General features: G+C 57.0%; 18 protein-coding genes. 7 read left to right on the forward strand and 11 right to left on the reverse strand.

Annotated features, from left to right (window positions below):
• Position 1 precedes the first annotated feature (1 nt).
• On the reverse strand, positions 2 to 826 hold the full coding sequence (dkgA, locus tag FCL49_RS17600) for a 2,5-didehydrogluconate reductase DkgA (protein WP_174354530.1): 825 nt from the start codon (positions 824 to 826) through the stop codon (positions 2 to 4).
• Between the two features lie 202 nt (positions 827 to 1028).
• Positions 1029 to 2192 carry an alcohol dehydrogenase gene (gene yqhD / locus FCL49_RS17605; protein ID WP_174354531.1) on the reverse strand — a complete coding sequence of 388 codons (1164 nt, stop codon included), beginning with the start codon at positions 2190 to 2192 and terminating at the stop codon, positions 1029 to 1031.
• 223 nt (positions 2193 to 2415) lie between these two features.
• On the opposite strand from yqhD, the gene FCL49_RS17610 reads away from it, so the two are divergent.
• Positions 2416 to 3303: an AraC family transcriptional regulator gene (locus FCL49_RS17610; RefSeq protein WP_217434482.1), complete on the forward strand. Its 888-nt coding sequence runs from the start codon at positions 2416 to 2418 to the stop codon at positions 3301 to 3303.
• 21 nt (positions 3304 to 3324) lie between these two features.
• Here FCL49_RS17610 and FCL49_RS17615 read toward each other — a convergent pair whose 3' ends face one another.
• Positions 3325 to 4353, reverse strand: coding sequence for a zinc-dependent alcohol dehydrogenase family protein (locus FCL49_RS17615; RefSeq protein WP_174354533.1), 1029 nt, complete (start codon positions 4351 to 4353; stop codon positions 3325 to 3327).
• A 108-nt stretch (positions 4354 to 4461) separates the two neighbouring features.
• Here FCL49_RS17615 and FCL49_RS17620 point away from each other — a divergent pair, with 108 nt between their 5' ends.
• Positions 4462 to 5382, forward strand: a complete 921-nt coding sequence (locus tag FCL49_RS17620) for a LysR family transcriptional regulator (protein ID WP_174354534.1) — start codon at positions 4462 to 4464, stop codon at positions 5380 to 5382.
• Between the two features lie 28 nt (positions 5383 to 5410).
• Here the strand turns inward: FCL49_RS17620 and FCL49_RS17625 are convergent, their stop codons facing one another.
• Together FCL49_RS17625 and metC are read right to left on the reverse strand one after the other, a co-directional pair.
• The gene (locus FCL49_RS17625; RefSeq protein WP_174354535.1) at positions 5411 to 6073 is read right to left on the reverse strand and encodes a DedA family protein; all 663 of its coding nucleotides are present in this window, start codon (positions 6071 to 6073) and stop codon (positions 5411 to 5413) included.
• A gap of 152 nt (positions 6074 to 6225) precedes the next feature.
• Positions 6226 to 7422, reverse strand: coding sequence for a cystathionine beta-lyase (gene metC / locus FCL49_RS17630; protein ID WP_174354536.1), 1197 nt, complete (start codon positions 7420 to 7422; stop codon positions 6226 to 6228).
• Between the two features lie 255 nt (positions 7423 to 7677).
• Between metC and exbB the strand changes: the two genes are divergently transcribed.
• The 3 genes from exbB to FCL49_RS17645 all read left to right on the forward strand — a co-directional run bounded on the left by exbB (position 7678) and on the right by FCL49_RS17645 (position 9474).
• Positions 7678 to 8649, forward strand: a complete 972-nt coding sequence (exbB, locus tag FCL49_RS17635) for a tol-pal system-associated acyl-CoA thioesterase (protein ID WP_174354537.1) — start codon at positions 7678 to 7680, stop codon at positions 8647 to 8649.
• Positions 8650 to 8652: 3 nt separating this feature from the next.
• Positions 8653 to 9075, forward strand: a complete 423-nt coding sequence (gene exbD, locus FCL49_RS17640; protein WP_085119216.1) for a TonB system transport protein ExbD — start codon at positions 8653 to 8655, stop codon at positions 9073 to 9075.
• Between the two features lie 138 nt (positions 9076 to 9213).
• The gene (locus FCL49_RS17645; RefSeq protein WP_135318052.1) at positions 9214 to 9474 is read left to right on the forward strand and encodes a type II toxin-antitoxin system ParD family antitoxin; all 261 of its coding nucleotides are present in this window, start codon (positions 9214 to 9216) and stop codon (positions 9472 to 9474) included.
• A gap of 68 nt (positions 9475 to 9542) precedes the next feature.
• Here FCL49_RS17645 and FCL49_RS17650 read toward each other — a convergent pair whose 3' ends face one another.
• The 6 genes from FCL49_RS17650 to FCL49_RS17675 all read right to left on the reverse strand — a co-directional run bounded on the left by FCL49_RS17650 (position 9543) and on the right by FCL49_RS17675 (position 16857).
• Positions 9543 to 10361 carry a shikimate 5-dehydrogenase gene (locus FCL49_RS17650; RefSeq protein WP_174354538.1) on the reverse strand — a complete coding sequence of 273 codons (819 nt, stop codon included), beginning with the start codon at positions 10359 to 10361 and terminating at the stop codon, positions 9543 to 9545.
• A gap of 31 nt (positions 10362 to 10392) precedes the next feature.
• A complete protein-coding gene (locus FCL49_RS17655) occupies positions 10393 to 11436 on the reverse strand; it encodes a substrate-binding domain-containing protein (protein ID WP_135318049.1) in 1044 nt (347 codons plus the stop codon).
• 21 nt (positions 11437 to 11457) lie between these two features.
• Positions 11458 to 12867 (reverse strand): sucrose-6-phosphate hydrolase, encoded by a 1410-nt coding sequence (locus FCL49_RS17660; RefSeq protein ID WP_174354539.1) that lies wholly within the window; start codon positions 12865 to 12867, stop codon positions 11458 to 11460.
• On the reverse strand, positions 12867 to 14237 hold the full coding sequence (locus FCL49_RS17665) for a sucrose-specific PTS transporter subunit IIBC (RefSeq protein WP_174354540.1): 1371 nt from the start codon (positions 14235 to 14237) through the stop codon (positions 12867 to 12869). The genes FCL49_RS17660 and FCL49_RS17665 overlap by 1 nt, the downstream gene beginning before the upstream one ends.
• A gap of 65 nt (positions 14238 to 14302) precedes the next feature.
• Positions 14303 to 15712, reverse strand: a complete 1410-nt coding sequence (locus tag FCL49_RS17670; RefSeq protein ID WP_174354541.1) for a carbohydrate porin — start codon at positions 15710 to 15712, stop codon at positions 14303 to 14305.
• 215 nt (positions 15713 to 15927) lie between these two features.
• Entirely contained in the window at positions 15928 to 16857 is a 930-nt protein-coding gene (locus tag FCL49_RS17675) for an aminoimidazole riboside kinase (RefSeq protein WP_174354542.1), read from the reverse strand.
• A gap of 581 nt (positions 16858 to 17438) precedes the next feature.
• On the opposite strand from FCL49_RS17675, the gene FCL49_RS17680 reads away from it, so the two are divergent.
• Both FCL49_RS17680 and FCL49_RS17685 read left to right on the forward strand, forming a co-directional pair.
• Positions 17439 to 19154 (forward strand): ShlB/FhaC/HecB family hemolysin secretion/activation protein, encoded by a 1716-nt coding sequence (locus tag FCL49_RS17680; protein WP_174354543.1) that lies wholly within the window; start codon positions 17439 to 17441, stop codon positions 19152 to 19154.
• A 10-nt stretch (positions 19155 to 19164) separates the two neighbouring features.
• Positions 19165 to 19695, forward strand: a complete 531-nt coding sequence (locus FCL49_RS17685; protein ID WP_174354544.1) for a toxin-activating lysine-acyltransferase — start codon at positions 19165 to 19167, stop codon at positions 19693 to 19695.
• Positions 19696 to 19702 lie beyond the last annotated feature (7 nt).

Here is a 19702-nt window from a genome sequence, read left to right on the forward strand (position 1 = left end):
ATTACAGTGAGTCGGGATCCGGCCCCAGACGGTTGCCGATATCCAGTTGGGCGATATCGCTCAGTTCGTCTTTATCCAGTTTGAAATCAAACACCTCAAAGTTCTCACGAATGCGGGATGGCGTGACCGATTTAGGGATCACGATCAGACCGCTGTCCAGGTGCCAGCGCACCACGATTTGCGCCGGGGTTTTCTCGTATTTTTCCGCCAGCTGTTTGATCACCGGCTGGTCGAACACCCCTTCGCCACCCTGTGCCAGTGGGCTCCAGGATTCGGTAGCGATGTGGTGCGTTGCGTTCCAGGCTCGCAACTGGCGTTGTTGCAGCAACGGGTGCAGCTCAATCTGGTTAATCACCGGCGCGATACTGGTTTCGTCCAGCAGGCGCTGCAGATGCGGGGTATGGAAATTGCAGACCCCGATACTTTTCACCAGCCCCTGTTCACGCAGCTTGATCAGCCCACGCCAGGCATCCACATATTGATCCTGCTGCGGTTTCGGCCAGTGGATCAGATACAGATCGACATAGTCCAGCTTGAGTTTTTCCAGGCTGGTTTCCAGGGCGGCCTGTGGGTCACCCTGATCGTCGTTCCACAGCTTGGTGGTGATAAACAGCTCATCGCGCGGCACCGAGGCGGATTGCAGTGCAGCACCGACCCCTTCCTCGTTCTTGTAAATCGCAGCGGTATCGATCGAACGATATCCCACTTCCAGCGCCTTGAGCACCGCCTGGGTGGTGTCTGGAATACTCGCCTGCCAAACGCCGAGACCCAACTGCGGCATCAGATTACCATCGTGGAGTTTGATGATGGGTTGTTGCGTTGTCATGCGTATCTCCTGGTTAACGGATTGCCCGGTGCTGCATGCACCAGGAACGGCTATCAATAAATTCTAGTTGGCAAATCGGGGTGGTGCTGAGTTCGCTAAGCAAATTTCAGCGATATCGGAATAGTGCTGGTTACTGCGCCCGGCGATCGCTCGGGCGCAAGAGACTGAAATTAAAGCCTGACAGTCAATCGCAGGTTTGCGATTAACGCGCGGCCTCATAGATACGTTGGCTGACTTCCAGGGTGATGTCTTGATGCTCACCCAGTGCGGTCATACCGTGCTGATGCAGCTTATCCAGCAGTGCCGGGATCGAGCTGCCGTCGAGCTGGTAATCGGCCATGCGGGTTGGCACGCCCATTTGTTCGAAGAAGGCGCGGGTGGCGGCAATAGCACCGTCAATACGGCTGTCTTCGCTGCCCTCACGCAGACCCCAGACGCGGTCGGCGTACTGCAGCAGTTTTTCGCGTTTCTGCGCTTTTTTCTCGTTCAGCAGTGCCGGCAGGACGATGGCCAACGTCTGGGCATGATCCAAACCGTGCATGGCGGTTAACTCGTGGCCCAGCATATGGGTTGCCCAGTCTTGCGGCACGCCGGCCCCGATCAGACCGTTCAATGCCATGGTGGCGCTCCACATCACGTTGGCGCGCACGGCATAGTTCTCCGGTTCGGCCAGCGCACGCGGACCATCTTCCAGCAGCGTCAGCAGCAGGCCTTCGGCAAAGCGATCCTGTACTTTTGCATCGACCGGATAGGTCAGGTACTGCTCAATGGTGTGGATAAAGGCATCGACCACGCCGTTGGCGATCTGGCGCGGTGGCAGCGAATAGGTCACGACCGGATCCAGTACCGCAAACAGTGGCTGAACGTATGGCGAGAAGAAATGCTGTTTGTCGCCGCTGCTTTTACGGGTGATCACCGCGCCGCTGTTGGATTCAGAACCGGTTGCCGGCAGTGTCAGTACGCAACCCATCGGCACTGCGCCTTTGATTTCGCTGCCGACGGTTTTCAGGATATGCCATGGGTCGCTATCCGCCTGATAGTGGGCCGCGGCGGCGATGAACTTGGTGCCATCAACCACCGAACCGCCACCGACGGCCAGCAGGAAATCGATATTCTCTGCACGCACCACCTCGACCGCTTTCATCAGTGTTTCGAAGGTTGGGTTAGGTTCAATACCGGAAAACTCCTGCACGTTGCGACCCGCCAGTGCGGAATAAACCTGATCCAGCACGCCGTTTTTCTTCACGCTGCCGCCACCGTAGGTGATCAGAATGCGTGCATCGGCAGGGATCTGCTGCGCCAGGCCGGCGATTTGGTCTTGGCCGAACAGGATTTTGGTTGGAGTATGAAGAATAAAGTTTTGCATGGTTGATTTCTCTTCTGCATAAGGCAAGCGCCGGGTGGCGCAAAATATCTGGGGTGTATTGTCAGTAACCTGGCCCCGCAGCACAATGCTCATTTCTGCCCGAGTCTTGCCTATTCCTACAAGGCGTTGTAGAAAAGCAGAGTTTTAAACTATTATTTATGCCGAATTGTTCTTAGTGTAAGAGGGTGTTTCCGTGAGTGAAATCGATGAACTGCGCGGTCGTATGGCGCGCCAGGCGGCCGGCTTTGCCGAGAGCAACGGTTATACCCCTTCGCCAGTGCCATTGGTGAAAATCCTCTATGTGGATCGCCATTGCCCGCGTCAGCCGGTGATGTACGAACCTGGGGTGGTGATCATTTTCCAGGGCCACAAAGTGGGTTACTGCGGCAACCGGGTGTTTCAGTACGATCCGCGTAACTACCTGTTGATGACGGTACCGCTGCCGTTCGAATGTGAAACCTTTGCCAGCCCGGAACAGCCGCTGGTGGGACTGTCGGTGAATATCGACAGCCAGATGCTGCAGGATTTGTTGATCGACATCGGCGATGACGACTATCTGATGAAACCGCGCAGAGAAAGCAGCGGGGTTAATCTGGCGGAGCTGTCGGAAGAGCTGTTGTGCGCTACCGAACGCCTGCTGGATGTGATGGCCAAGCCGCTCGATGCACGGGTATTGGGGCCGCAGATTGTGCGCGAAATTCTGTACCACGTGTTGCGTGGCAGCTGCGGGACGTCGTTGCAGGAACTGGTCAATCGCCATACCCACTTCAGCCAAATCGCCAAGGCGCTGCGACGCATCGAAAACCAGTATGCCGACAGCCTCAACGTTGAGCAGTTGGCGGGGGAGGTGAATATGAGCATTTCGGCGTTTCACCATAACTTTAAGGCGGTGACCAATACCTCGCCGTTGCAGTATGTGAAGTCCTATCGGCTGCACAAGGCGCGCCTGCTGATGGTGCATGACGGCCTGAAAGCCAGCACCGCGGCGATCCGCGTCGGCTATGAGAGCGCTTCGCAGTTCAGTCGTGAATTCAAACGCTTCTTTGGCGTGACGCCAAGCGACGAAGTGGCCCGACTGCGCGATAACCCTCCTTTAATGATGGAGGGCTAATCCCGCAGCCGGGGCGGTAACTCAGCGCGTCAGTACAATTTTGCCAAACGCCCCGCGATCGAGATGATCGAGTGCCTGCTGCAGTTGGTCAAAGCGATAGCGTTGATCAATCACCGGTTGCAAGCCATTGGCATCCACCGCCCGTACCAGATCTTCCAGTGCGCGGCGGTGGCCGACGCCAATCCCCTGGATCACCGGCGATTTTAGCAGCAGTGGTCCGGCAGGGGCCGAGACCTCAAAACCCTCCAGCGCACCAATCACCGAGATGCGTCCCTGCACGGCGACGGCGCGAACCGAATTGCCGAGGTTAGGGCCGCCAACGGTGTCGACCACGTGGTCGATGCCGTGATCCTGTGTTAACCGATACAGCGTCTCTACCCAATCGCCCTCCAGGCGATTAATGCCGTGATCGGCCCCCAACGCCTTGGCTCGCGCCAGTTTTTCGTTGCTGCTGGAAGTGACGTACACCTCGGCACCGTGCAGTTTGGCGATTTGCAGCGCGAACAGCGCCACCCCGCCGGTGCCCTGTACCAGCACTGATTGGCCAGAGAACAGGTGGCCCTGTTCCACCAGCGCGAACCAGGCGGTCAGCCCGGCGCAGGGCAGGGTGCTGGCCTGCGCGTCGTCCAGCGAGGTGGGGGCGGCCACCAGCCAGTCCTCATGCAGCACCACATATTCCGCCAACATGCCCTGATAAAAACCGCCCAGTGTACGGTAAGGTGGAGTGCGCGCATTACCATAGGGCTTCTGTTTGCCATCTATCCAACCGGGGCTGAAGGTGGAAATTACCCGCTCGCCCGGCCGGAAACGGCTGACATCGGCGCCAACTGCGTCGACTTCACCGGCCATGTCGGAGGCTGGAATAAACGGCTGTGGCAGCTCCAGCCCCATACCGGTTTCGATCATCAACTTATCGCGGTAATTAAGCGATACCGCATTCACTTTCACTCTAATCTCATGTGGCCCCGGTTGCGGAATGGCGCTTTCGCTCAGTTTCAGGTGCTGACGTCCGAGGGCGTCCATGGTCCAGCGTTGCATGGTTTTGGTCATGATTGACTCCAAAGTCAGTGGTAAACAGACCTGTGGATATTATCGTTGATTGAAGTTCGCCAGTGGCGATAAGATTTCCTCTGATTGTTTCCCTAAGGACTACAAAACATGACCGACCGATTGAACGGTATTTCGGTGTTTGTCACCGCCGTGGAGGCGGGCAGCTTCGCGCTGGCGGCCAGTCGGCTGCACCTTTCACGTTCGGCGGTGGGGAAAACCATTGCCCGTCTGGAGCAGCGATTGGCTGTGCGCCTGTTTCACCGAACCACCCGCAGTTTGAGTCTGACCGACGACGGCGCTCTGTTCTATGAACGTTGCTTACGGGCGCTGGAAGAGATCCGCACCGCAGAAACACTGCTGGAGTCGGGTAAACAGCAGGTCAGCGGCAGGCTGAGGGTGTCGATGCCGGTGCTGTTCGGCCGCATGTGCATTGCGCCGCTGTTAACCGGCCTGGCGCGGGAGCACCCCGGGCTGAAGCTGGAGCTGTCATTCAACGATCGCATCGTGGATTTGATTGAGGACGGTTTTGATCTGGCTGTCCGTAACGGGGCGTTGCCCAGCAGCAGCGGACTGGTGGCGCGGAGCATTGGCGATCACCGTATGACGTTGTGTGCGGCGCCGGAATACCTGCAGCAGTATGGCGAGCCGAAAAGCCTTGAACAGCTGACTCAACATGATGCGGTGACCTACATGCGCGCCGGTGTGGTGCGTAACTGGCTGATCCCGGATAGCGGCGGCAAAGTGCAGGAAGTGATGCCGAACAAGCGTCTGCAGATGGATGACCTGCAGGCGATGGCAGATGCCACGGTGGCCGGGTTTGGTATCGCCTGGTTGCCATGCTGGCTGGTGCGGGAATCGTTGTTGAAAGGGGAATTGGTCAGGCTGATGCGCGATCGGCCAGGCATGTCATTTGAGGCTCACGCTGTATGGCCGCAAACGCCACATCTGCCGTTGAAGGTACGTCTGGCGGTGGATACGCTGGTGAGCAAGTTGCCCCCCAGTCTGGCACAGGTTGAAAAAGCGCTGTAGGGGGCGGCTATTGCCGCCCGCAAGCCGATCAGGAAGAGGCAGCGCGCTTTTTACGCCAGATAACCAGCATGGCACCCAGCAGCCCTACCAGCAGCAGTACCAGCGGCAGGATCATCAGCCCGGTCATCACCTGGCTTTCGTAGCGTTTCACCAGTGGGATCTGGCTGAAAGCGTAGCCAAGGCCGACCACCGCGCCAACCCAAATCACGGCGCTCAGCCAGTTAAATATCTGAAAACGCGTGCTGTTCAGGCCTGAGATACCGGCCATGGTCGGCAGCAAGGTTCGAACAAAACCCAGAAAACGGCCGATCACCAGCGCCATCAGGCCATGACGGTTAAACAGATTATGTGCACGTTGATGATATTGGGCAGGCAGTTGCAGCAGCCAACCTTTGACCAGACTGGTGTGACCCAGCCAGCGTCCCTGTACGTAGCTCAACCAACAGCCGAGGCTGGCGGCAACGGTTAAAATGATCAGCGTTGGCACAAAGGCCATCACACCTTTGGCGATCAGGGCACCCGATAACAGCAGCAGGCTGTCGCCGGGCAAGAAGGAGGCTGGCAGTAGTCCATTTTCTAAAAACAGGGTGGTGAAAAGTACCGCATAAACCACCCAAATTACGCTTGGATCGGCAAGGGCAATAAAGTCCTGCTGCCAAAGCGCATGAACAATCTCTCGTAATACATCCATTATATATCCTGTTGCATGCCGGTTGCGCCTGGAGTTACGACCCCAGGATGCGGTGTTGACCGTATCTGACAGTTACCCGGCTAGTGTAACGCTAATAGCTTAAGCACACATTAAACAAGGCGAATAAAGTTGCCATTGCAACAGGTGGCGCATCAGTGCGCGTTGGCGATACGCTCGAACCCGGCTGTGAGGTCGTCAATCAGATCCTGCACGTTCTCCAGACCGATATGCAGGCGCACCAGGGTGCCGGAGAAGTCGATGCCGCCGGCCGGACGGATGGCTTCCAGCTCTTCCGGTTGGTTGGCCAGGATCAGCGACTCATAACCGCCCCAGGAATAGGCCATGCTGAAGTGGTTGAAGTTGTCCAGATACTCGGCCAACTGCGCGTCGCTCAGACGCTGTTTCAGCACGAAAGAAAACAGACCGTTGCAGCCGCTGAAATCACGGCGGTAAAACTCGTGGCCCTTGCAGCTGGGCAGCTCCGGGTGATTGACCACCGCCACCTCCGGCCGTTTGGCCAGCCAGTTGGCGACTTCGATGCTGCCTTGCTGATGTTGCTTCAGGCGTACGCCCAGCGTGCGCAGGCCACGGCTGGCCATATAGGCGGTATCGGCGTCTACCATCTGGCCCATCAGATAAGAGTATTCACGCAGTTGATCCCAACAGCGCTGGTTTGCCACGGCGGTGCCGAGCATGTAATCGGAGTGGCCGATAATGTATTTGGTCCCAGCCTGAATCGAAATATCGATGTCGAAGTCCAGCGCCTTGAACAGCACACCGGCCGCCCAGGTATTATCGATCATGATCACCACTTCCGGTGCCACCGCGCGAATTGCCTGCACCATGGCCGGGATATCCTGAACCTCCATGGTGATCGAACCGGGGGATTCAAGAAACACCACGCGGGTATTGGGCTGAATAAGCCCGGCGATATCGGCACCGATCAACGGGTCGAAATAGGTGGTTGCCACGTTCATGCGGCTCAGAATATGGCTACAAAAATCCTGTGTGGGTTCATACACCGAGCCGGTCATCAGCAGGTGGTCGCCAGCGCCGACAAAGGACAAAATGGCGTTGGAAACCGCCGCCGCGCCGCAAGGGTAAAGTACACAACCTGCGCCGCCTTCCAGCTCAACCATCGCATCCTGTAACGCGAAGTGGGTCAGGGTGCCGCGCCGGCCATAAAACAGTTCGCCATGTGCCCGTTTGGCGGTGGCGTGCTTTTTGGCCGCCACCGAATCAAAGACCAGTGAAGAAGCGCGCTGGGTGACGGGATTGACGGAGCCCTGGGTGTAGCGCTTGCTGCGTCCTGCGCCGATCAGGGTGGTTTCGATGTTTTTTGACGTCATAGGAGCGGGCTCACCTTTGGCTTGGTCTTCACGGGGGATTTGCGATAGCCCTTAAGTTAGCATGACATATGATAGCCATCCAGACGTTTTAACCGCTAAATGTAAAAGCAATGCCGATTTACCCGTTCGGGTGGCGTCGTTTTGCCGATTATTTGGTAAATAATAATGAGAACTACTATCAATCCCTGATTGGTTTGATATGATCGCACGCTGAATTATTCCTCAATTTTGTTCGGTAACGGGTGGAGGCACAGCGTGAAAACGGCTGGCAAGCATTTAAATCAAGGATCGTTCGGTCAGGGCCGGGCGCAATGGGGCCAGGCATTTGGCCGTGGTCTGTTAGCTTCAATGGTATTGGTAGTGGGTCTGGCCGGTAGCGCTCAGGCTGCACCGGCGACTAATCCGGCCGTTACCCAGAGCGTTGCTCCGGCCTCTGCGCCCGCCGCAGCCACACCGGAAAGTATCACCCCGCTGAATCCGCAACCGACCATCCAGCCGCCGGAAACTCGCGGTATGGACCTGTCCGTCTGGGGCATGTACCAGCATGCGGACATCGTGGTGAAAATCGTGATGATCGGTTTGGTGCTGGCGTCCATCGTCACCTGGACCATCCTGTTTTCCAAGGGCAGCGAACTGTTCCGCGCCAAGCGCCGTCTGCGCCGCGAACAGCTGGCGCTGGCCAATGTCCGCTCGCTGGATGAAGCCTCCGAGCTGGCACAGAATTTCTCGGACGAGAGCATCAGTTCCGTATTGCTCAGCGATGCGCAGAACGAACTGGAGCTGTCGGCGGAATCTAACGACAACAACGGCATCAAGGAACGTACCGGTTTCCGCCTGGAGCGTCGCGTTGCGGGCTACAGCCGTAACATGGGCCGTGGCAATGGTTTCCTGGCGACCATCGGTGCCATCTCGCCGTTTGTCGGCCTGTTCGGCACCGTCTGGGGCATCATGAACAGCTTTATCGGCATCGCTCATTCGCAAACCACCAACCTGGCCGTGGTTGCACCCGGCATCGCTGAAGCGCTGCTGGCAACCGCATTGGGGCTGGTCGCCGCGATCCCGGCGGTGGTGATTTATAATATCTTTGCCCGTGTAATCAGCGGTCATCGCGCTCAGGTGGGCGACGTGGCTGCGCAGGTGCTGCTGCTGATGGGGCGCGACTTGGATCTGGCCGCCACGGCACAAGCCAAACGTTCACAGCATTCACAGCAACTGCGGGTGGGGTGAGTTATGGCGATGCGCTTAAATGAAGATCTGGACGACAGCGGCGAACTGCATGAAATCAACGTGACGCCGTTTATCGACGTCATGCTGGTGCTGTTGATCATCTTTATGGTGGCCGCGCCGCTGGCAACGGTAGATATCCGTGTCGATCTCCCGGCTTCCTCAGCCAAACCGCAGCCGCGCCCGGAAAAACCGGTGTTCCTGTCGGTGAAAGCGGATAAGCAGCTCTACGTTGGCGAACAGGCGGTCAGTGCCGATCAACTGACGTCGGTGCTGGATCAGCGAACTCAGGCGAACAAAGAGACCACCATCTTCTTCCAGGCGGACAAGACCGTGGACTACGAAACGCTGATGAGCGTGATGGATACGCTGCGTAAAGCCGGCTACCTGAAGGTGGGGCTGGTGGGGATGGAAGGCACCGCCAAGTAGCGGGCTGACATCTGCAAGGTTAAGCAGGGCGCTCAGGCGCCCTTTTTTATTGCCTGAATTTTGTACAATTGCTTGACGTACCCCCGGCAAATGAAAATACTAATAGATAGTAACTAACACTACTTTCTGGAGTCGGCTATGCCAACCAGCATTGCTTTAAGCCCTCATTTTGAGAAATTTGTTCATGAGCAAATTGACAGCGGGCGTTACGGCAACGTCAGCGAAGTAATACGGGCGGGTCTGCGTCTGCTCGAAGAACATGAGCAGGCGATGAAAATCGAACAACTGCGAGTGGCTATTGCACAGGGAATAGAAAGTGGTGAGGGAGTCCCGGCGGAGGAAGTTTTTGAACGTATGCGGGCTAAATACCAACGGATGGTAGATAACGGAAGTGACTAATGGGGCTAACAATTCGTTAGGGCGTTGAGGGCTGGCTCATCTGCTCAGCCCCCAACGTCCAGCCTTATTCAGCCGCGAGCATGGGCTGCCGCGCGGGCGATCTGTTTGTCGGTAGGGCGCACGCCGGTATAAAGCACAAACTGTTCCAGCGCTTGCAGCGCAATCACTTCTGCACCGGTAATCACCCGTTTGCCTTGCTCACGTGCGTTGCGGATCAGTGGGGTTTCCGCCGGCAGTGCCACCACGTCAAACACGATTTTCGCCGCAGCAATAGTCGCGGGTGCAAAGGCCAACTGCTCGGCTTCTGTTCCCCCAGCCATGCCGATGGGCGTCACATTGATGACCATATCTACGCTTAAATCACCGACCTCTGCCTGCCACTGATAGCCGTAGGCCTCTGCCAGCGCCTTACCTGCCTGTGGGTTACGGGCGATGATATGACCATTTTTGAAACCGGCATCACGCAGCGCGGCGGTGACCGCTTTCGCCATACCGCCGCTGCCGCGCAGGGCGAAGGAGGTTTCCGTTGGGATCTGATGCTGCACCAGCAGTTTGGCGATGGCGATATAATCGGTGTTGTAAGCCCGCAGGAAGCCTTCATCATTGACGATAGTATTGACCGATTCAATCGCGGTGGCGGAAGCATCCAGCTCGTCCAGGAAAGGAATGCAGCTCTCTTTGAACGGCATCGATACCGCGCAGCCGCGAATGCCCAGCGCACGCACGCCGCCCACCGCCGCCTGAATATCCTGGGTGGTGAAGGCCTTGTAGATAAAGTTGAGATCCAGCTCCTGGTACAGGTAGTTGTGGAAACGGGTGCCAAAATTACCTGGGCGACCGGCCAGTGACATGCACAGCTGGGTATCTTTATTAATCTCACGACTCATGATGAGTTCCTTAACCGGGAAAAAGAAAAGCCTAAGGCTGGCCGAGCAATGCCTTCGAACCGGCGTGGCGCCAATGGATGCTGCCCGGCAGGTATAACGCGTTCTGCTCTAATGGCCGCTCGTCAATCAGCGCGCTAACCATGTCAAAACTGTGTTGGGCCAGGGCGCGGCAGTCCTGCGCCACGGTATCGATTTTTAACGTCAGGCCGTCGAACAGGTAGTGATCGTCAAAGCTGCACAGATGCAGGTCGCTTTCCATCAACTGGTGCTGATTCAGGTAACGCAGTACCCCTTCCAGCAGGCCGCAGGCGGCGGTAAACAGCGCCTTGGGCGGACGGCCAAGCTGCGCACAGAGTTGGGCGAACATCTCGTAGCCGGAGCTGGGATGATAATTACCGTTGATGATCCACTCTGGTTTACACACCACCCCGGCCCGTTCCAGACCGAGCTGGAAACCGGCCAGCCGATCGCGCGTGGGTGAAATACGGGGTTGGCCGCCAAGGAAATAGAATTCGTCCGGATGCTGGCGCGCGACGTTTTCCACCAGCGTGGCGGTCGAAGTTAGCGAGTCGGTGATCACCAGCGGCAGGTCGGAGCCGATGATCAGCCGGTCCATCTGTACCACCGGCAGACCGGCGTTAATCTTTTGGTATTCCGCATCGTTAAGCTGGCTGGAGGCGACAATCAGGCCGTCGACCTGGCGTTGTACCAGACTGTTCACCGCCATCATTTCCTGCGCCGGGTTTTCATCGGTGCAGGCGATCAGCAACTGCAAACCGGCCTCGCGGCACAGGGTTTCCAGCTCGCGTGAAATTACCGCAAAACCGTAGTTGGTCATTTCCGGCACTACCAGCCCAAGGGTATGGCTGCGGGAAGATCGCAGCGAACGGGCGTGGAAGCTGGGCTGGTAGTGGTGCTCGCCGGCCAGCGCCAGGATACGATCGCGGGTGTCGTCTGACACCCGATATTCCTTGCTGCGACCGTTAAGCACCAGGCTGGCGGTCGATTTTGACACGCCGGCCAGTGCGGCAATATCACTGATGGTAATGCGTTTATTTTTTTTCACTGACGGCATCTGAATTCATGGAAGGATGCGTCATTCTAGCATGCATGGCGTCAGCGACCAGTGCTCGAGCGCCAATGGGTTTTCACCGCTCAACTGCAATTGTGGTTGCGGGTCGGGGAAGTAGCGTGCGCTCATCACCGCCTCGCCGTGGTTGATAAAAATCTCCACGCTGGAGCGGTCAAACAAAATCTGCAAGTGAGTCAGGTTGCCGCGCCAGTAGCGATGTTCCGGCTGCCCGGTACGCAGATTATTACGCGTCAGTCGCAGCAGGGTGCCGTCCCACAGCAGCGTCATCGCCCCGCCAAAGTCGGCGCTGAATGCCCCTTCTGGCGTCAGCAGCAGTTCCGCGCTGCCGACTGGCCAACATGGCGCTTCGTCGGCGATCCCCTGCCATTGCCGGCTTTCACCACGCAATTGTTGCAGTTCGCGCGCCGGCTGTTGGTAAAGCTTGCCGTGATGCAGCGACAGTTCGCGCGGACAGGTCAGGATGTGGATCCAGCCGTACTGCAGCGTCGGGTGATCATCCTCGTCCTGTTCCGGCACGCCCATCCAGCCGACCAGCAACCGGCGGCCGTCTTCGGCCTGGGTGGTTTGTGGCGCATAGAATTCAAACCCGAGATCCAGCTCTTGGAAGGCGCCATGTTCGAACCTGGCCTGCCGATAATCCAGCTTGCCGGTCAGATAGCCCGCCTGATAAAGGTTGAGATAACGCTCGGCCTGCGCTGCCAGCCCCTGTGGGCAGCAGATCAGCACCTCGGTATCGTCCAGCGTGAACAGGTCCGGGCATTCCCACATATAGCCGAAGTCACCGATGCCGTTCAGCCGTGAACCGGCAATCTCGCCCAGCAGTTGCCAGTTGCGCAGATCGGCGGAGCGCAGCAGCAGCACTTTGCCACGGTCTTGCAGGTCACGAGCGCCGAGCACCATGTACCAGTCTTCCTGATGACGCCAGACTTTGGGATCGCGCACGTGGCCGCTATAGCCCGGCGGCAGCGGCAACACCGGGCCGAGTTTGTCATAGCCACCCTGGGTATTTTCTTGCGCCAGGCACTGGTAAGCGGTGCGGGAGCCGTCGGGGTATTTGACGTTGCCGGTATACGCCAGCATGATTTTGCCCTCGGCCACCACTGCCGAACCGGAATAACAGCCGTGGCTGTCGTAGCAGGCTCCCGGCACCAGTGCCACTGGCTGATGCTGCCAGTTGACCAGATCCGTCGACTGCCAGTGGCCCCAACATTTGTTGCGGTGATCGCAACCCAGCGGGTTCCACTGATAGAACAGGTGGAAGACGCCGTTATGCTGAATAAAACCATTGGGATCGTTAAGTAGCCCAACGCTGGGCGCCAGGTGCCACGCCGGCCGGTGCGGATCGCGCAGCGCCTGTGGCATGCCGCTCATCAACGCCTGAGCGGCATGCTTCATTAAATTCAGTTCTTCCATTATTCGCTGTCCGTTTTGTATTTCAGCAGCAACGAGATAATAAAGGCGCTGCCGAAGGCGATCACCAGACCAATAATATAGCTGACCAGAGAACTGGCCTGCACAATGGCCAGCCCCGGGATCGCCGTCAGCCCGACCGCGTTCATGCCGACGTGATTGGCCACCACCCAGGCCCCGCCGAGCGCACCGCCTGCCAGCGCCGCCAGGAAGGGTTTCACAAAGCGCAGGTTAATGCCGAACAGCGCCGCCTCGGTAATACCGAGCATGGCGGAAAAGGCCGAAGGCACCGCGATGGCTTTGATCTTGGCGTCGCGGGTTTTGAAATAGACCGCCAGACAGGCACCGCCCTGAGCGATATTGGCCATCGACCAGATCGGCAGCAGGAAGTTAACGCCGATGTTCGGGTTGCCGAGCAGCCCGGCTTCGACGGCATGGAAGCTGTGGTGAATGCCGGTGATGACGATGGCGGAATACAGGCCACCGAACAGCAGGCCGGCAAACCAACCGGCGTGGGCGATCAGCGTGCTGAGCACCAGGGATATGCCATCACCCAGCGCGCGACCGGCCGGGCCGATAAACAGCATGGCGACGAACCCGGAGATCACCACCGTCAGGAACGGCGTCAGGATCAGATCCAGTGAGTTGGGGATCACTCTGCGCAGCTGTTTTTCCAGCATGCTCATAAACCACACCGTCAGTAGCACCGGGAACACCGTACCCTGATAGCCGATCATGGCAATCTGCAACCCAAAGAAATCCATGGTGTGAAAACCGCTGGCGACGCCCCAGGCATTGGTCAGCGCCGGATGAGTCAGAATGCCGCCGAGCGTAGCGCCCAGATAGGGGTTACCCCCAAATTCACGCGCGGCGGTGAAGCCGATCAGGATCGGTAAAATAATAAATGCCGCCGAACTGAACATATCCAGCATCACAAATATAGCGCTGCCGGCATCGACCCAGCCGTAGGTTTTCACCATGCCGAGCAGGCCCATCAGCAGGCCGGAGGCGACGATAGCCGGGATGATCGGCACAAAGATATTCGACAGCAGGCGAGCAATACGCTGCAGTGGGTTGAGTTTTTTCGCCGCGATGTCGGCGGCCTCAGACTTGCTCGATTCGCTGACGCCAGCCGCCTTGATAAACTCCGCGTGTACCTTGTTGACCAGCCCGGTACCGAAAATCACCTGGATTTGCCCGGCGTTGCTAAAGCAGCCTTTCACCCCCTCCAGCTTGCCGATTGCCACCTTGTCCACCTTGCTGTCGTCGATCAGCACCAGGCGCAGGCGCGTGGCACAGTGGGCGGCGCTGGCAATGTTGTCTTTGCCGCCGAGCAGCGGCAATAGCGCGTTAGCGGTTGCGGTAATGTCCATGTTCACTCCCTTAATAAATAAAAATGCCGCCGCTGTGTTTTGCGGCGGAAATCTGCTCATCAGCGTCAGAAGAAGTACTTGAACCGGGCACGCACGCCGTAGCGCTGATCGTTGCTGGCGTTGGCAATTTTGTTATCTGCATTGGCCTCCAGCATCGAGACGTAGGCCCCGAGATACAGGTTAAAGTTCTTCATATTCATGATGTTTGGTATCTGGTACGAGGTATGAATGGTATGAATGTCATATTTGCCCGGCTCGCTGAGCGGGTTGCTGATGTCGGCGCTCATACCGGCGGTATTGAACTCTTTGATGTTGTTGTGGGCATAGATATAACCCACTTCAAAGCGACGCCACAGTACGTTGATACCGGCGGTCAGGTCCTGCTCGCCAGAGGCGTCCAGGTAGGCGGTGCTCAGGTTGGCGACCACGCCGTTGTCCGGGTTGGCGGCAGTGTTGTTCCAACTGAGGGTCATGCCGTAGCCGTTACGTTTGGACTGGTCGACGAATTGCCCCTGGCTGTCGTGATAGCCATAGGCATTGTTGACCACGTTGCTTTCCATCGCCACCGCCGCGCTGAGCTGGTCTTTTTTCCAGGCGATCACCGGTCGTAGATAGGCGACATTTTTCTTATTATCCAAGCTGTTGCCGTGGTAGGCCTGATCCTGGAACAGTGAGGTACCGTCTTCCACCAGCGTATTGAGCTCGAAGTAGAAGTTACCGGCGTACTTGCTCAGCATCAGGTTGCCGCCGCTGCTGCTACGGCCACGACCTTCTTTCATCATGTAGATATAGCCAAAACCGTCGGCATACAGATCGTTGGCGGTATTGCCGGAATACTGGATGAAGGTGTCCTGATTGAGCGGGAACATGTCGTAGGCTTCAAAACGGCCAATCTTGGTCTGCCAGTTCTTTTCGTTACCGAAGAAGAAGGCGGCATCGTCGAGATTCATTTTACCGGTCATGTCGGCCAGCGGCTGCACGCTGAAACCGGAGAAGTTGCCGTCCGGGTTGCGTCGGTAGCCGTCTACACCGACCAGAATGCGGCCGTTGATATCCCAGCGTTCTTTATTGCCCGGTTTCCAGTCTTTGTTGTCGCTGCTTTTCAGCGAGGTGAGCTGGCCGCTGCGGCTGGCACCGTCCAGGTTGAACTCGACGTCGCCGTACAGTTTCAGGTCGGTCAGGCCGGTGAGTTGCAGCTTGCCGGCCGGTGCGGCGTGGGTTTCCAGCGTCGCGGTGCGCTGAACAACCTGTTGAGTTTGTTGCTCGGTGTTGGCGGTGCGTAATTCCAACTGTTGTGCCTTGCGTTCCGCCGCCGTGGCACGCGTTTCAGCCTGCGTCGCGCGTTGTTCGGCTTGTTGCAGCCGTTGTTCCAACGCATTCAGACGGGCTTCGATACTGGTATTGGCACCCGTTGCTGCCGCAGAGGTAGAGATGAGAAGCCCTGTAGTGACTGCCAGATAGCCTAGTTTTTTCATGATTTTCTATCATCCGGGAAGGTTGTTATTATTTTTTGCTAAATTGCTAAACCGGTTTTTCACGGAGAAAGATAGAGAGTTGAACGACGACTGGCAATCAAGTTTGCTAACCCGATTCAGCTATTGTGATCGAGTCCGCAAATTACGTACCGGAGATGAAAGTGGGGGAGACACCCAATACCCAGTGGCATTGGGTCAGACTCACCGCTATCGGGTTAGCGACGCAGGAAGTCCTGTAACTCGTCGGCATGCGGCAGGGCGGTCATAGCGCCTTTGGCGGTGGTGGCCAGCGCCCCGCAGGCCTGGGCCTGGGCGATCACTGCCGGCCATTGCTCTTCCTGTGGCAAAGCGCCGATGTGTGCCAGCGCGGCCAGCAGACCGGCGACAAAGGCGTCACCCGCACCGGTGGTATCGACCGGGGTGATTGAAGGGGCGCGGAAGTGGCGGATCTGTTTGCCGTCATGCACGCAGACGCCGTCGCCGCCCAGCGTCACCAGCAACAAACGCAGTGGGTAGCGCTGCATCATCCAGTCGATACCGCTCTCCAACTCACCGATATTGCTGATAAAACTCAGTTCTTCCAGCGAGATCTTCACCACGTCAGCCAGCAATAACGCCTTTTGCAAGCAGGGGCGCAGCGCTTCCGGCTGGCGCCAAACGTCTTCACGAATGTTTGGGTCAAAGCTGACCCAGCCGCCGGCCGCCCTGATGTTCTCCATCGCGGTGAAGGTGGTGCTGCGGCTGGGTTCTTGCGACAGGGCGATAGAGCAGACGTGCAGCCATTCATCTGCTTTGAAATCAGGCAGATCCTCGGGTTGCAGGAACAGATCGGCGCTCGGGCTGACCATAAAGGTGAAGGAGCGTTCACCCATCAGATCAAGATCCACCACCACGGTAGAGGTGTGGTGGTCTGGGTCCTGTGACATATGGCCGATGTCGACCTGTTCTTCGCTCAGTACCTGTTGCAGGAAAGCGCCGAAGCTGTCCTGACCCACCCGGCCGATAAAGCCGCTGTTGCCGCCCAGGCGGGCGATGCCGACGGCCACATTGGCCGGAGCACCGCCGGGGCATTTAAGATAACTGTTTGAATTTTCAGGCACCAGGTCGACGACTGCGTCACCCAGCACCCATACGCGATTAACCATGTTCGATCCCCGTGTTCATCGGTGTCTGATGGCGAGCTAAAATAGAAGAACCGGTTTAGCAATGCAACGAAAGAATCAAAGAAAACTGACCAGGTTCGAACAGATGACGGGAGGGGTAAATAACAAAATGGAATAATTTATAGCGGTTTAAGATAAGTAACGCGTTGACAAATATAATTAAAAAAGCGAACTGATTTTAATAAAAACTGTAACTATTTAGAGTGATTAATAAAGGTGGGGGAGGGGTTTTAAATAGGAAATTTCCTAAATTATGGTCGTTGCTCGGTATGATTCTTAAGTGATGAATAAATGCATTTCTTGGATGCATTTATTCATAAAAGTAAATCGCCAATGAAATTGTTTTTTGTATTTTTGTTCTTAAAATACATTTGGTTATCTTTTTTATTTGTCGTGAGTTAGTGAGCGATATATTCGTATAGCAGAGGGCTCTTATTCTATTTTTTGTTATCCAGACCCCAGTTTGGCACAAAATTAAGTTGATTGTGGGCTATTCGTGCGCATAATGTTCGCGATTTTTTACAATTCTTTTCTTTTATTTGTCTTTCGACAGGGAAAAAGTCATGTGCCATCCCGCTTTCTCTTCGCTCAGCTTTGCTGCGCGCAAGGGCTGTATTCCATTTAGCTCCGTTGTCTTGCCGCTGTTTATTTTCAGCCAGCCGCTGTTAGCGGCAACGCCAAACAACGAACAGCTGATCATACAGCAGCAGCGGCAAAAGGCGCTGGAACAGCAACTGACTCCGCCGACACCGGATGTACGTCTGTCGCCACCTTCATCCAGCTTTGGTCGCATTGCTTTCCCGCAGGAAAAACCCTGCTTCCCTATTGATCAGGTGCAGTTGAGCGGGCAGGAAAAACTCCCCCACTGGCTGCCGTTGCAGCGTATCGCCAATCAGGCCCAGGGCCGTTGTCTGGGTGGGCAAGGCATTAACCTGCTGATGAGCACCCTGCAAAACCGGCTGGTGGATCACGGCTATATCACTACCCGCGTGCTGGCACCGACTCAGGATCTGAAAAGCGGCAAGCTGCGGTTGGTGGTGGTTCCGGGGTATGTACGGCAGGTAAAGCTGACGCCGGACAGCGGCCATTATATTCAGCCCTACAGCACATTCCCGGCCCATGCGGGCAACCTGCTGGATCTGCGCGGTATCGAACAGGGGCTGGAAAACCTGCAGCGCCTGCCGACGGTGCAGGCCAATATGGAAATCATCCCCGGCGAACAGCCTGGCGAAAGCGATATTGCCCTGAGCTGGAAGCAGGAACGCATGTGGCGCATTGGCGCCTCACTGGATGATTCCGGCACCAAGAGCACCGGGCGTTATCAGGGCGGCCTGACGCTGTCGCTGGATAACCCATTCTCGCTCAGTGACCTTTTCTATATTTCCGGCTCCACCGATCTGCAAAACCAGGGCGGCAAAGGCACTAAAAACATCACCGGCCATTATTCAGTGCCGTTCGGCTATTGGATGGCCGGGGTGACCGCCAACAGCTATGACTACCACCAGACCATTGCCGGCCAGAATCAGGATTACCGCTATAGCGGCAAAAGCAAAAACCTGGATTTCCAACTCAGCCGGGTACTGCACCGCAACGGCAGCCAGAAAACCACGCTGACCTATGACGTACTGGCACGCGAATCCAGCAACTATATCAACGATACCGAAGTGGAAGTGCAGCGTCGGCGCACCTCCGGCTGGCGGCTGGGGTTACAGCACCGCCACTACATTCAACAGGCCACGCTGGACGCCGGTGTCAGCTATCAGCGCGGTACCCGCTGGTTCGGCGCATTGCCGGCCCCGGAAGAAACCTTTGGTGAAGCCACGGCGCTCAGCAAAATTGTGCAGCTCAACGCCCAGCTCGACGTGCCGTTCAGCCTGTTTAGCCAGAACTTCAGATACAACGTGCAGTACCAGCGCCAAATCAGCGATACACCGCTGACGCCGCAGGATCAGTTCGCTATCGGCAACCGCTGGACGGTGCGCGGTTTTGACGGCGAACGCACCCTGAATGCCAACCACGGTTGGTTCGTCCGTAACGATCTGGCGTGGCGCACACCGCTACAGGGGCAAGAGCTATACCTCGGCGCCGACTACGGCGAAGTCGGCGGCTACGGTTCCGATTATCTGGTGGGGCAACACCTGGCGGGCGGCGTGGTTGGCCTGCGCGGTTATGCCTTCAAGGTCGGTTACGACCTGTTCGCCGGTGTGCCGTTCTCCAAACCGGACGGTTTCAGCACCAGCCCGGTCACCCTGGGTTTTAACCTGAGCTGGAACTACTGAGGACACGACAATGCACACAGGCGAATACGACATCAGAGCGCCGCTGATCCTCGGCGGTAACGACAGTGAGGCGGAAGCCTTTGGCGCCGCGGTCTGGCTGTGGATGCATTCGCCAATGCATCGTGATGCGCCGTTGCACACCTTGCCAACGCTGCTGCTGCCGATTATCAAACGCCAGCAATATGTGCTGGTATCGCAGCAAAATCAGCCGGTTTTCTTCCTCAGCTGGGCCTGGATGAGCCAGGAGGCAGAGGCACGCTATCTGACGCAGCCGGCGGTGAACATGCAGGAAAGTGACTGGAACAGTGGCGATCGTCTGTGGTTTTGCGACTGGATCGCCCCATTTGGCCATACGCGGGAAATGCGCAATCTGATTGCCAGGGAGATCTTCCCACACTTGTGCATGCGGGCGCTGTATCACCGGGGAGATCAACGCGGCAAACGCGTGGTGAACTTTAAAGGTGCGCAGGTCAGCCATCAGCAAGCACAGCAATGGTGGGAAAGCCACCCGTTAGCCGTCGAGCCGTCAGAAATTCAATAAGGACATT

Origin of the sequence: Serratia proteamaculans (assembly GCF_013337185.1) — a bacterium.
Lineage (GTDB): Bacteria > Pseudomonadota > Gammaproteobacteria > Enterobacterales > Enterobacteriaceae > Serratia > Serratia proteamaculans_D.

Bases quoted from the DNA above. Each gene is read 5' to 3' on its own strand.
- FCL49_RS17610 (WP_217434482.1), top strand. From the start codon at position 2,416: ATGGCGCGCCAGGCGGCCGGCTTTGCCGAGAGCAACGGTTATACCCCT.
- exbD (WP_085119216.1), top strand. From the start codon at position 8,653: ATGGCGATGCGCTTAAATGAAGATCTGGACGACAGCGGCGAACTGCAT.
- FCL49_RS17680 (WP_174354543.1), top strand. From the start codon at position 17,439: ATGTGCCATCCCGCTTTCTCTTCGCTCAGCTTTGCTGCGCGCAAGGGC.
- FCL49_RS17655 (WP_135318049.1), bottom strand. From the start codon at position 11,436: ATGCCGTCAGTGAAAAAAAATAAACGCATTACCATCAGTGATATTGCC.
- FCL49_RS17620 (WP_174354534.1), top strand. From the start codon at position 4,462: ATGACCGACCGATTGAACGGTATTTCGGTGTTTGTCACCGCCGTGGAG.
- dkgA (WP_174354530.1), bottom strand. From the start codon at position 826: ATGACAACGCAACAACCCATCATCAAACTCCACGATGGTAATCTGATG.
- FCL49_RS17670 (WP_174354541.1), bottom strand. From the start codon at position 15,712: ATGAAAAAACTAGGCTATCTGGCAGTCACTACAGGGCTTCTCATCTCT.
- metC (WP_174354536.1), bottom strand. From the start codon at position 7,422: ATGACGTCAAAAAACATCGAAACCACCCTGATCGGCGCAGGACGCAGC.
- FCL49_RS17660 (WP_174354539.1), bottom strand. From the start codon at position 12,867: ATGGAAGAACTGAATTTAATGAAGCATGCCGCTCAGGCGTTGATGAGC.
- FCL49_RS17650 (WP_174354538.1), bottom strand. From the start codon at position 10,361: ATGAGTCGTGAGATTAATAAAGATACCCAGCTGTGCATGTCACTGGCC.
- FCL49_RS17625 (WP_174354535.1), bottom strand. From the start codon at position 6,073: ATGGATGTATTACGAGAGATTGTTCATGCGCTTTGGCAGCAGGACTTT.
- FCL49_RS17675 (WP_174354542.1), bottom strand. From the start codon at position 16,857: ATGGTTAATCGCGTATGGGTGCTGGGTGACGCAGTCGTCGACCTGGTG.
- FCL49_RS17665 (WP_174354540.1), bottom strand. From the start codon at position 14,237: ATGGACATTACCGCAACCGCTAACGCGCTATTGCCGCTGCTCGGCGGC.
- FCL49_RS17615 (WP_174354533.1), bottom strand. From the start codon at position 4,353: ATGACCAAAACCATGCAACGCTGGACCATGGACGCCCTCGGACGTCAG.
- FCL49_RS17685 (WP_174354544.1), top strand. From the start codon at position 19,165: ATGCACACAGGCGAATACGACATCAGAGCGCCGCTGATCCTCGGCGGT.
- yqhD (WP_174354531.1), bottom strand. From the start codon at position 2,192: ATGCAAAACTTTATTCTTCATACTCCAACCAAAATCCTGTTCGGCCAA.
- FCL49_RS17645 (WP_135318052.1), top strand. From the start codon at position 9,214: ATGCCAACCAGCATTGCTTTAAGCCCTCATTTTGAGAAATTTGTTCAT.